The sequence below is a fragment of the Ruegeria sp. H3 genome (genome assembly GCF_056533095.1).
Genome location: NZ_JBQFOD010000012.1, coordinates 13,393 through 25,179, shown reverse-complemented (window position 1 = coordinate 25,179; position 11,787 = coordinate 13,393). Strand labels below are relative to the sequence as shown.

At 55.3% G+C, this 11,787-nt stretch carries 13 protein-coding genes; 5 read left to right on the top strand and 8 right to left on the bottom strand.

From position 1 onward, the window contains the following. Positions 1 to 54 precede the first annotated feature (54 nt). The 4 genes from ACR0JE_RS14495 (at position 55) to nadC (ending at position 4,351) form a co-directional block, all read left to right on the top strand. Positions 55 to 867: an NUDIX hydrolase gene (locus ACR0JE_RS14495; RefSeq protein ID WP_480864671.1), complete on the top strand. Its 813-nt coding sequence runs from the start codon at positions 55 to 57 to the stop codon at positions 865 to 867. Between the two features lie 77 nt (positions 868 to 944). Continuing rightward, positions 945 to 1,916 carry a quinolinate synthase NadA gene (gene nadA, locus ACR0JE_RS14490; protein ID WP_480864670.1) on the top strand — a complete coding sequence of 324 codons (972 nt, stop codon included), beginning with the start codon at positions 945 to 947 and terminating at the stop codon, positions 1,914 to 1,916. Continuing rightward, positions 1,913 to 3,451, top strand: coding sequence for an L-aspartate oxidase (locus ACR0JE_RS14485; protein ID WP_480864669.1), 1,539 nt, complete (start codon positions 1,913 to 1,915; stop codon positions 3,449 to 3,451). The genes nadA and ACR0JE_RS14485 overlap by 4 nt, the downstream gene beginning before the upstream one ends. A 3-nt stretch (positions 3,452 to 3,454) precedes the next feature. Next, the gene (gene nadC, locus ACR0JE_RS14480) at positions 3,455 to 4,351 is read left to right on the top strand and encodes a carboxylating nicotinate-nucleotide diphosphorylase (protein WP_480864668.1); all 897 of its coding nucleotides are present in this window, start codon (positions 3,455 to 3,457) and stop codon (positions 4,349 to 4,351) included. 14 nt (positions 4,352 to 4,365) lie between these two features. On the opposite strand, the gene ACR0JE_RS14475 is transcribed toward nadC, so the two are convergent. The 7 genes from ACR0JE_RS14475 to ACR0JE_RS14445 all read right to left on the bottom strand — a co-directional run bounded on the left by ACR0JE_RS14475 (position 4,366) and on the right by ACR0JE_RS14445 (position 10,631). Further along, complete coding sequence (locus tag ACR0JE_RS14475; RefSeq protein ID WP_480864667.1) at positions 4,366 to 6,099, bottom strand: SulP family inorganic anion transporter; 1,734 nt, start codon at positions 6,097 to 6,099, stop codon at positions 4,366 to 4,368. Between the two features lie 105 nt (positions 6,100 to 6,204). Then, positions 6,205 to 7,884 (bottom strand): bifunctional protein tyrosine phosphatase family protein/NAD(P)/FAD-dependent oxidoreductase, encoded by a 1,680-nt coding sequence (locus tag ACR0JE_RS14470; protein WP_480864666.1) that lies wholly within the window; start codon positions 7,882 to 7,884, stop codon positions 6,205 to 6,207. A gap of 10 nt (positions 7,885 to 7,894) precedes the next feature. After that, on the bottom strand, positions 7,895 to 8,776 hold the full coding sequence (locus ACR0JE_RS14465) for an MBL fold metallo-hydrolase (protein WP_480864665.1): 882 nt from the start codon (positions 8,774 to 8,776) through the stop codon (positions 7,895 to 7,897). Between the two features lie 23 nt (positions 8,777 to 8,799). Next, positions 8,800 to 9,228 (bottom strand): DUF6691 family protein, encoded by a 429-nt coding sequence (locus ACR0JE_RS14460; RefSeq protein ID WP_480864664.1) that lies wholly within the window; start codon positions 9,226 to 9,228, stop codon positions 8,800 to 8,802. A gap of 1 nt (position 9,229) precedes the next feature. Next, positions 9,230 to 9,661 carry a YeeE/YedE family protein gene (locus ACR0JE_RS14455; protein WP_480864663.1) on the bottom strand — a complete coding sequence of 144 codons (432 nt, stop codon included), beginning with the start codon at positions 9,659 to 9,661 and terminating at the stop codon, positions 9,230 to 9,232. Positions 9,662 to 9,665: 4 nt separating this feature from the next. Beyond that, positions 9,666 to 9,878, bottom strand: coding sequence for a YgaP family membrane protein (locus ACR0JE_RS14450; RefSeq protein ID WP_480864662.1), 213 nt, complete (start codon positions 9,876 to 9,878; stop codon positions 9,666 to 9,668). 90 nt (positions 9,879 to 9,968) lie between these two features. Further along, positions 9,969 to 10,631 carry a Crp/Fnr family transcriptional regulator gene (locus ACR0JE_RS14445; protein WP_480864661.1) on the bottom strand — a complete coding sequence of 221 codons (663 nt, stop codon included), beginning with the start codon at positions 10,629 to 10,631 and terminating at the stop codon, positions 9,969 to 9,971. Between the two features lie 129 nt (positions 10,632 to 10,760). Between ACR0JE_RS14445 and ACR0JE_RS14440 the strand changes: the two genes are divergently transcribed. Beyond that, positions 10,761 to 10,940 carry a hypothetical protein gene (locus ACR0JE_RS14440; RefSeq protein ID WP_480864660.1) on the top strand — a complete coding sequence of 60 codons (180 nt, stop codon included), beginning with the start codon at positions 10,761 to 10,763 and terminating at the stop codon, positions 10,938 to 10,940. 63 nt (positions 10,941 to 11,003) lie between these two features. On the opposite strand, the gene ACR0JE_RS14435 is transcribed toward ACR0JE_RS14440, so the two are convergent. After that, positions 11,004 to 11,786 carry a dimethylarginine dimethylaminohydrolase family protein gene (locus ACR0JE_RS14435; protein ID WP_480864659.1) on the bottom strand — a complete coding sequence of 261 codons (783 nt, stop codon included), beginning with the start codon at positions 11,784 to 11,786 and terminating at the stop codon, positions 11,004 to 11,006. Between the last annotated feature and the right edge of the window lies 1 nt (position 11,787).

Here is an 11,787-nt window from a genome sequence, read left to right as displayed (position 1 = left end):
CCTGCCGAACTGATCGCCATCTTAACGGCGGTAACTGATGATCAGCCGCGGGTCATGACCCTACGGGGTGGCGAGGCCTTGCCTTCAGGGCCTTTCGAATCCTCTCATCGCAGTTTGCAAAGCGGATTGCGCGCTTGGATCGAGGCACAGACCGGCCATCCAGTAGGCTATCTCGAGCAACTCTATACTTTCGCAGATAAGGATCGTGATCCACGATCTGAGGAGGTCACCGGCTCGCAGCGTATTTCGATCAGCTATCTTGGGCTGGTGCGTGAACAGGATGCAGCCGGGGCCAGACGCCCGACATGGCGCAGCTGGTATCGGTACTTTCCTTGGGAGGATCATCGCGGTGACCACAGCCCCAGGGGACTTCCGCTTATCACTGACCGCCTCACAGCCTGGGCAGCGGCGGATGCGCTAAAGGTCCAGCGTGTCGATTATCTGTTCGGTCTAAATGGAAAACCGTGGAACGAAGAGCTTGTTCTGCAACGCTATGAATTGATGTACGAGGCCGGGCTGGTCGATACGCCAGAATTCGGTGTACCCATGGCAGGCGACAACCGTCGCATCCTCGCGACAGGCATTTCGCGCCTGCGGGCCAAGATCAAATACTCTCCGGTGGTATTTGAACTTTTGCCCGAAAGCTTCACTCTGCTTCAATTGCAGCGCACGGTCGAAGCGTTGTCTGGTCTGCACCTGCACAAACCCAATTTCCGCCGCCAGATTGACCAGCAAGAACTGGTTGAAGAAACCGGTGAAATGTCCAGCGGCACCAGCGGCCGTCCGGCGCGGCTGTTCCGATATCGCCCCGCCATTCTTGAGGCCCGAATGCTGTCGGGTGTCAGATTGCCGCTCTCCAGACCCTAACAATCCATTGACATAATCTCGAAACGAGAATAAGTAGATGCAGAATGTACTCGAATCGAGTATAAATGGAGTGTCCAATGAAAGATTTTCGACTGCCCGAGCTCTATGATCGGGTTAAGCAGGTCATCCCGCCCCCAGAGTGGATGCTGTTCGAAGAGGATTTGGAAGCCATCCTCGAACTGAAGCGCAAAAAGAACGCGGTCATTCTGGCACATAACTATCAGACGCCAGAAATCTTCCACGGAGTTGCCGACATTGTGGGTGACAGTCTGGCTTTGGCGCGCGAAGCCGTTGAGGTCGATGCTGACGTCATCGTTTTGGCGGGTGTGCATTTCATGGCCGAGACCGCCAAACTGCTGAACCCTGAGAAAACCGTACTGATTCCGGATTTGGGGGCAGGGTGTTCGCTGGCTGATTCCATCACCCTCGAGGACATCGCCTTGCTGCGCCAAGCCCATCCGGGGTTGCCGGTGATCACCTATGTCAACACGTCGGCAGCGGTGAAGGCGGCATCGGATATCTGCTGCACGTCGGGCAACGCAGTGAAGATCGTGGAGTCCCTTGGGGTGCCACGCGTTCTGATGATACCTGATGAGTATCTGGCAAAGAATGTCGCTAAAGAAACAGATGTCGAACTGATCGCATGGCGCGGGCACTGTGAAGTGCATGAGCTGTTCACACCTGACGACGTGCGCGCCATGCGCGAAGCGTGGCCGGGCGTGACGGTACTGGCCCACCCGGAATGCCCACCAGAGGTGGTTGTTGAGGCGGATTTTTCGGGCTCTACCGCCGTGATGTCGGATTTCGTAAACGCCAACAAACCGGCGCGGGTTTGCCTGCTCACGGAATGTTCAATGAGCGATAATCTTGCGCTTAACCATCCGGACGTCGAATTCGTACGTCCTTGCAACCTGTGCCCGCACATGAAGCGCATTAGTCTGCGCAATATCCGCGAAGCGCTGGAACTTGGTCGCTATGAGGTCACGATCGACCCGGCCATCGCCGAAGATGCGCGTCGTTCTGTGGAACGGATGTTGGCAGTAAAATGATCCAGCTCGAGGGTCTTCATGGCCAGGTTGCAATAATCGGAAGCGGCATTGCCGGGTTGATCGCTGCGCTGGAATTGGCCCCGCAACCGGTGGTGCTGATCACCCGTGCAGGGCTGGGGCAGGAAAGTTCCAGCGCTTGGGCGCAAGGCGGTATTGCCGCCGCGTTGGGCGCGGATGACGATCCGGCGCAACATTTGACCGATACATTGCAAGCTGGAGACGGGTTGTGCGACAAGACCGTCGCGGCGGACATTCTGGCCGACGCGCAAGAGGCGATCACCATGCTGGAAAGCTATGGTGTTTGCTTCGACCGGAGTGCTGATGGCGCATATGACTTTGGGCACGAGGCTGCACATTCCCATCGTCGCATACTGCATGTGGGTGGCGACCGCACTGGCGCCGAGGTCATATCTGCCTTGACACGTGCAGCCCTGAAATGCCCGTCGATCACCTGCCTGACAGATGTCGAGGCTCGGCGGCTGACAACGACTGACGGGCGTGTTACCGGCATTCGCGTTCAACAAGGCCGTCAGGCAGAGGTGTTGCGTACCTCTCAGGTTGTCATGGCGACTGGTGGCTGCGGCGGTTTATTCGACGCCAGCACCAATCCGTCGGGCAGCTATGGGCAGGGTGTCATGATGGCTGCGCGCGCTGGGGCAGCACTGCGTGACATGGAATTCGTGCAGTTTCATCCCACCGCCTTGGATACTCCGCAGACGCCCTTGTATCTGGTCAGCGAAGCCGTGCGGGGTGAAGGCGCCATCCTTGTCGATCAAAACGGCAAGCGCTTCATGGCGCATATGCCGGGTGCTGAACTGGCCCCGCGCGATGTGGTTGCTCGCGCTGTGCATCAAGTCATCGCTGATGGTGGCCGTGTATTTCTGGATGCCCGCACAACACTTGGGTCCAGTTTTGCGCAGCATTTTCCCAGTATTTATGGGTTATGTAATGCCCATGGTATTGATCCGGTTTGCGAACCGATACCAGTACGCCCGGCGGCGCATTACCACATGGGTGGTATCGCGGTTGATCGGAACGCCCGAAGTACCCTGACTGGCCTTTGGGCCATTGGTGAATGCGCAGCCACTGGACTGCATGGCGCAAACCGGCTTGCAAGTAACTCGTTGCTAGAGGCTGTGGTGATGGGTCGTCGCGCTGCCCACAGCATTGCCGGGTGTAAGAACCAAATTCCTCGGACCGCGCTTGAGCCTGAATGGCTACCTGATCCCGATCTTGGTTTGGTCAGGTCGTTGGTTTCAAGACATCTAGGTGTGATCCGCAATGAGGCCGGGCTGCGCTCTGCCATTTCAAACCTGTTGCCCATGGTTGAATCCGCTGGGTGTGCTTCTGATCCGGCGCTTGTGGCGCTATCTGTCGCGATCTTCGCGCATCTTCGTTGTGAATCGCGCGGCGGACGCTATCGCAGCGATTTCCCAAATTCGGAATCCATCGCGCATGCCAATCAGATGACACTGACCGAAATTCTCACCCATGCAGGTTCGATCTGCCAGGAACCCCTTCTAAGGATTGCTTGACCTATGACCGACACACCCCTAGCCCCGTTGCCCCGGATGATGCTGGAGCCTGTAGTCCGTCGCGCCCTTGAGGAAGACTTGGGTCTTGCCGGCGATGTAACCTCAACGGCTATCATTTCAGGGGATCACAGTTCTGAAGTTGTGGCTCGTGCGCGTCAGTCTGGATGTATTGCCGGACTGGATTGTGCAGAACTGGCCTGTGCATTGGTCGATCCCGCAATCAAAGTGACGCGTCATGTAAACGACGGCGATCTCGTCGTGCCCGGCGCGATCATCGCAACGTTCCAAGGCCCCTCTCGTAGCCTTTTGATAGCTGAACGCACCGCGCTCAACTTTATGGGGCATCTTTCTGGCATCGCCAGCGTGACGGCAGATCTGGTGCGCCGGGTGAAAGACACGGGTGCAGCAATCACATGTACCCGCAAGACCACACCCGGCCTACGTGCGCTCGAAAAATATGCAGTGCGTGCAGGTGGTGGCATGAACCATCGCTATTCCTTAAGTGATGCGGTGCTGATCAAGGATAACCACATCGCGATAGCAGGCGGTGTTGGCAAGGCTCTGACCAAAGCAAAACAGAGTGTCGGCCATATGGTTAAAATTGAGATTGAGGTCGACACCCTCGAACAACTGGCGCAAGTCCTAGACATCGGCGTCGATGCCGTGCTGCTTGACAATATGGATCCACTGACCCTTCGCAAAGCGGTTGCAATGATTGATGGTCACGCGATCGCCGAAGCCTCGGGCGGGATCACCCCGGATAGTGTGCGAGACGTTGCGGAAACCGGCGTCGATCTGATTTCTATGGGCTGGATCACCCACAGTGCGCCTTGTTTAGACATCGGGCTGGATTTTGTCGCTACGGTCAACTCTTCACTCGAGCCCGCGCCGAAAAACTGAACTTGGTCTTTTGGCTATTCTGCAGCGGCGCGTGGGCGTTCCGTGAGCGTTATCCAGGCCTCGTTTTGTGATAGAAAGACATGCCCGTTTAAGTCCTCAATCAGGTGCGAGCGACTTAATCGATCCATTACAGGTCCTTTCACTTCAGAGAAATGCAGCCCAACGCCCATGTCTTTTAGACTTGCGTTCACTGCTTCAAGACTTTCGAGCGCGGAGTAGTCCACCTCGTTGACCGCAGAAAACATCAGAACGACATGGGCAATGTTGCAGCCTTCGGTAACGCGAGACTGTATCAAATCCTCTAAAAAACGAGCGTTGACGAAGTAGAGGCTCTCATCAATGCGCAGGCTTAACACGCGCGGATCGGTTTCGACTTTGTGGCGCAGGATGTTGCGAAAGTGTTCGCTGCCGGAAACGCGGCCCACCTCGGCCACATGCGGCTTGGAAGTTTTGTAGAGGTGCAGCAGCACAGAGATGATCACACCCGAGGCAACCCCGACCTCGACCCCCAGCGACAAGGTCAAAACAATCGTCGCTGTAACAGCGACGAAATCGGCACGGCTGTAGCTCCAGGTTTTTTTCAGGATCGACAGATCAACCAAAGACAGCACTGCAACAATAATTGTCGCTGCAAGCGTTGCTTTCGGTAGGTAGTAAACCAGCGGCGTTAGGGCAGTTGCCGCGATGGCGAGTCCGATGGCGGTGAATGCCCCCGCCGCAGGGGTTTCCGCGCCTGCGTCAAAGTTTACAACGGAGCGCGAGAAGCCACCTGTAACGGGATAGCCGCCGGTGAATGCAGCACCAAGGTTGGCCGCGCCCAGCCCGATCAATTCCTGATCCGGGTCAATCCGCTGCCGTTTCTTGGCCGCAAGAGTTTGAGCCACGGAGACGGATTCAACAAATCCGATGATCGAAATCAAAATCGCTGGCACTAGAAGGGCTTGGATGAGGTCCGGGGAAAAACTGGGCATGGTCAACGGTGGCAGGTTTTGCGGGACAGCCCCCACGACCTCTACACCTTCGTCTGTAAGATTGAGCGCCCAAACCGCAACAGTGGTGCCGATAACGGCGACAACGGGACCGGCCTTGGTGGCAAGCTCTGCAACAAACGCCGAGGCCCCAAGATGGTTCAACATTAGCTTCAAGCCTTTGCGTACCCAAAACAGGAACGCCGTTGCAGTTGTTCCGATGACAAGCGTGATCCAATTCAATTCATTCAGATGAGATACTGTCGCCACAACCATCTCGGGCAGAGTATGTCCTTTGGCGGGAACGCCAAGAATGTGTTTGATCTGGCTGGTCGCAATCAGAATGCCTGACGCAGTGATGAACCCGGCGATCACCGGGTGGCTGAGGAAATTGGCCAGAAATCCCAGCCGGAACACCCCCAAAAGAAACAAGAATCCACCTGACAAGAAGGCGAGCGTTAGTGCCGCGACCGCATAGCCGGCTGTGCCCTGTTCTGCGACCTGTCCAATTGCCGAGGCTGTCAGGAGTGAGACCACAGCAACTGGCCCTACGGCCAGAGCACGGCTTGTCCCAAACAAAGCATAAAGCAAGATTGGCACGATCGAGGCATAGATACCCGCCTCTGGTGGGAGACCAGCCAGCAGCGCGTAGGCAAGGCTTTGTGGGATCAACATAATCGTGACGATCAGCGCCGCGATCATATCGTTCGAAAGAGCGTTGCGATCGTAGCTGCGTCCCCAGTCCAGTACTGGCAGGTAGCGGCGTAGAAGTTGGGTCATGGCCCCGTCCAGAGTAAAGAAGATGGGCTCAGCGGTTCACGCATGAGCCAACCCTTTTATGATGCGCATATGGGAAAAGGTTCCACCGCGCTGGTTATCAGCCGCTTATTCAGAAGCGACCTTGAGTTTTTCGGGCTTGGCCATCCATTCCTTGCCCTTCAGCATGGCTTTCCAATAGATCGGCGGCAGCATCTTTTCCTTGAGAAACCATGCCAAGCGTGTGGGCTTGGTGCCGTCCAGCAGTGCGGGTGGGAAGCTAGGCTTTAACACCCCACCATAACCGAACTCGGCCAGAACGATTTTTCCGCGTTCAACTGTTAAAGGGCATGACCCATAGCCATCATAGGCTGCAGTCGGTGAGCGACCCGAGATATCAGCCACGATGTTTTCCGCTACTGTTGGAGCCTGCTTGCGTGCTGCCGCTGCAGTTTTCGCATTGGGGGCGTTCATGACATCGCCAAGGCTCCAGATGTTTTCGTAGCTCTTGTGGCGGAGGGTACCCTGATCGACGTCAACCCAACCTGCGGCATCGGCCAAAGGAGAGACACGGACAAAGTCAGGGGCCACCTGAGGGGGGCAGACATGCATCATGTCAAAGTCCACTGTGACGGTTTCCGGCTCAGTCTCGGGTTTGGCGACCTTGAATGTTGCCGTCTTTGCTGGGCCATCGACAGACACCAGATTGTGGAAGTAGTTCAGCGTCGCACCGTACTTAGCCACATAGTGTTCCAAAGCAGGTACATAGTCTTTCACCCCGAACAGGACCCCACCCGCGTTCATGAACTGAATGTCGATATCCTTCAGGCGACCGTTTCGGAACCAGGCGTCGCCTGACAGATACATTGCCTTTTGAGGCGCACCTGCACATTTGATAGGCATCGGTGGCTGCGTAAAAAGGGCGCGTCCCTCTTTCATATCTTGCACCAACTGCCAGGTGTAGGGTGCCAGATCATAGCGATAATTCGAGGTTACGCCATTGTGGCCGAGCGTTTCTTCGAGCCCCTCAACTGCTTCCCAATCCAGTTTCAGACCGGGGCAAACAACCAATCGATCGTATTTCACAACACGACATCCATCCAGGATCACCGCATTGTTTTCGGGTTCAAACGCGGCAACCGCTGCTTTGATCCATTTGACTCCATTCGGGATGAGCGAGCCCATAGTTTTTGCGGTTTCGCTGGCCTCGAAGATACCACCGCCGACCATGGTCCATCCTGGCTGATAGTAGTGAATATCCGCCGGATCGATTATCGCAATTGAAAGGTTCGATTGGCGGGATCGCAGGCTGGCAGCGACAGAAACACCACCGGCACCCGCACCGACAATCACAACATCAAAATTTGCATCGCCCGTATCCGTCGGGGTCTTACCCCCGTTTGCTATACGTCTCGCGACACCGTTCATATCGTATCCCGCGGCTTTCGTTGCTGCGAGAATTTCGGGCATTGGACGTTTCTTGCTTTCGTGGAACGACCAAAGGGTGGCTGATCGTGTTCCGGTTCGGCAATAGGCAAGGACAGGGCGTGGCAGCTGGGCCAACGCGTCACCAAATGCCTCGACATCTGCATCGTTTACGATCCCGGATCGAACGGGAACGTAGACGGCGTCAAGCCCAGCCAGTTCTGCTGCAGCCTCGATTTCTTCGAAGCTGGGCTGGTCTGCTCCTTCACCGTCGGGACGGTTACAGATTATCGCTCGGAAGCCGGCTTCCTTGATCATGGTCATATCGGAGACCGTGATTTGCGGGCTTACCGAGGTTTTGTCGGTGATTTTCCTGATTTCCATCTCGACCTCCTCAGAGTGCGTTCACGGGCACTTTGAGCATCGGATTGCCGTCAACGTCTTTTGGCACTTCTCCGGCGCGCATGTTCACTTGCAGTGAAGGAATGATGAGTTTTGGCATGGCAAGCTGTGCATCGCGTTCGGTTCGGAACTTGACGAACTCTTCCTTCGTTTTGCCCCCGCCAACGTGAATATTGTGGGCTTTTTCGTCACCAACTGTGGTTTCCCACTGTATTTCACGGCCGTTTGGACCGTAGTCGTGACACATGAAAAGCCTCATCTCGTTTGGCAGTGACAGCACTTTCTGAATGCTGTCGTAAAGAACGCCGGAATCGCCGCCTGGAAAGTCGGCTCGGGCCGAACCTCCGTCAGGCATGAAGAGGGTGTCGCCTACAAACGCGGCATTCCCCATTACATGCACCATACAGGCAGGTGTATGACCCGGCGTATACATGGCAAAGGCTTGCATGTAGCCGATCATGTAGGTGTCGCCATCCTCGAACAGCGCATCGAACTGAGATCCGTCGCGCTGGAATTCGGTGCCTTCGTTGAAGACTTTTCCGAACGTGTCCTGCACCACCATGATTTTCGATCCGATACCGATCTTGCCGCCCAGCTTCGACTGAATGTAGGGGGCCGCGCTGAGGTGATCGGCATGAACATGTGTCTCGATGATCCACTCAAGTTTTAGTGCTTGTTCTTCAATTCGGTCGATCAGTCGGTCTGCGTGTTCATAGGTGATGCGCCCTGCGGCATAGTCGATATCCATGACGCTATCGACAATCGCGCAGGCATTCGATGACGGGTCCTTTACGATGTAGCTGATTGTGTTGGTGGCTTCGTCAAAAAAAGCCTGAATATCTGGTTTGATGCCCATGCAAACGGGGTAAGTCATATCGTGTCCTCCGAAGGGAATTGTCAGGTGGTCGATTTGGCCGGCATAGGGCTGATCAGGCGGCGCAAATAGAAGCCGCCAATGACCGACGCGAGAAACAGCGCGACTTCCCAGCGGCCTGTTCCCAATGCAGGGATGGCAGCGCCCGGACAGAAGCCGGCAATTCCCCAGCCAATGCCAAATAGGGCTGCTCCCCCGATGAGTTTGTTATCGATCTGTGTGGAAACAGGTAGCTGGAAGCGGTGTTCAAACAGCGGGGCAGGGCGATGCCAAACAAGCCGATACCCAATAAACGTCACGACCAGAGCACCACCCATGACGAAAATCAAACTTGGATCCCATGTTCCAGCAACGTCAAAGAAGTTCAGAACCTTTGCCGGGTCCATCATCCCAGAGATCGCAATTCCTGCTCCAAAGACAAGTCCGGTCACTAGGGCAATAAGATGTTTCATTTCAGCCTCCGGCCACATGGCGGATTAGGAATACGGTTAGTGCTGCTGTCGCCATGAAAACCGGCACCGCCACGAACGAACGGATTGATAAGCGCGACAAGCCACAAATTCCGTGACCAGATGTGCAACCAGACCCCAGGCTTGCGCCGAGCCCGACAATCACACCACCAATGACAATCATGGCTGGGCCGACGGGGACGGTGAGCACAGGCATGGAGCCCGTCACGACATAGATGAACCCCGGAGCAAGTATCATTCCTGCGATCAAAGCGAGTCGCCACATCAGCTCTTCCCGGTTTTCGACGAAGACTGTACCAGACAGAACCCCGGTCGCACCAAGTACCCGCCCCAGGCCAAGCATTAGCAGCACAGCACTAAGGCCGATCAGCAAGCCACCACCAAAAGAGGTGAAAGGAGTAAACGAAGTTTCCATTGCTTCAGGACCGACAGGTCTTAAAGCCGAAGATAGAGTAGATCGGACAAACACGCGTTGCCGAGACAATCAGCATAACCATACCGACGGCTGCTGCGCCGAATTTCAGAACATTCCCGTCAAACAAGGGCAAGCCGCTGAAAAGGGCAAGATAAAGCAATCCAAGGCCAAGAGCAGTGCGAAGGATGCGGTCAATGGTTCCAACGTTCGTGTTCATGGTGTTCTCCATCATCATAACTTGGAGAACGGATATAGTTTTGACTTCAGGGGTTCAGTGACATTGTCACTTAACATGCAAAATTTTGAATTAGTTGGATGCAGCGCGTTCTTGTAGCGCTTGTTTGTCCAGCAACAAAATGTGACCACGTGATTGAGCAATCATCTCACGCTTCTGAAAATCCTGCAGAATTCGGCTAACGACTTCTCGCGCTGTGCCCAGTTCACTCGCCAATTGTTGGTGGGTGGTCGAGATCTCCTTAAACTCGCCTGCCAATGTCAGAAGCCGCTCGGCCAAACGCACATCCATATGCCCAAAGGCGACGTCATCCACGACACGCAGGAGGTCGATCAGCCGCCTTGAATAGGCCGCGAAGACGAATTTCCGAAATTCTTCTTCTTCGGCGACCAACCTGTCAAAGGCAAGCTTTGGAAGAACGATGGCAGTTATGTCAGTCTCTGCGATGCCTTCGGCGTTGTAAGCCTCTTCCGCCAGCATACAGGCCGTCGTCAGAACGCAGCTTTCCCCGGCATCTACGCGATAGAGGACGATATCCCGACCGGTGTCCGAATTTTGCGAGACACGGATGCGCCCATCATAAAGAAAGAAGAGGCTATCGGGCACATTCGCAGGTCCAAATACCTGCGCGCCTTTAGGCATTTCGACGATCCGAGCTTCCTTAAGCAGGCGGTCGCGCACCGAGCGCGGCAAGGCCGCGGTCCCCTGAAAGCGCTCTGTCCAATCAGTGATCATCGTGCTTTGCGCATCGGTGCTACGATACCCTTTTCAATTGTAGCAATGCGAGAGGACAAAAGGTTTGCCCAATTGAACACCACCATTGTGCCTTCGTCGGGTGACCACATACCCCACGAGGCCCAGTTCATGCACGATCTTTTTGATATGCGGTCGTGCAAATCCATTGACCTGCATGACGTCATCGACCCGGATCAATTCAATCGCTTTGAGAGCCGTGCACTGCGCTTTGGCCAGGCTAAATTGATGCAGATGTCAGCTTCATTCTATGACCTCGCCTTGAACGATGACCCGTATCATCAGACTTGACTCAATTGGCGCTGATGCCAGCCAAACCTGCACCGATGATCAAAACCGATCGAAACGAAACCTTTAGAATCTCAACGAAAGACAGGACATCCCCCCATCCAGCTTTGCGCAGTCGGTGTTGTCGATCTCTACGACCTGGTAGCCTTCGCGATCCAGCATCTCTGCAGTGCGTGGGAAGCCCGCTGCCATCAGGACCAGATTGTTAAAGCGGATTGCGTTGGCAGCGGCTTCTTCGCCGTCGGCGACATGCAATACACGGTAGCCTTCAAAGCAACCCGATGCATCCAATCGACGGGTCGACAGGATTGTCTCGGCATCCATCAATGAACAATCTGTCTTGAAATGCAAAACGCCTTCTGGCGTGAATACTTCGCGCAGTTTGTAACCCCAGTTAGAGGTGATTTGTGCCAACTCGGCGACACCTTCAGCATCCGTTCGCTCGGACCGGCCCACCAGTATTTCGCGACCGGTGACAAGGATATCTCCCCCCTCGACATGACCTGGGCCTTTGATCTCAAGAACTGTTTCGTAGCAATTTCGAAGTGCCGGAGCCATTTGGTCCACTTCGCCCATCCGCGACGGTGCACCTGGCCGCATCAGTATGGCTCCTTGCGGCAGGCACAGGGCCGTATCCTCGACAAATTGCGCGTCAGGGAATGCGTCGAGGGAATCAAGCTCGATCACCTCCGCTCCGGTACTTTTTAGTGCTGCAACGTAAGCCTTATGCGCCGCTATCATCCCGTCAAAATCCGGGTTTCCGATATCTTCTGCACGTAGCCCTCCGGCTATGGTCGGAGCCGGGCGACGGGTAATGGCACGGGAAAACTCAAAGGTAGGGTCTGACATG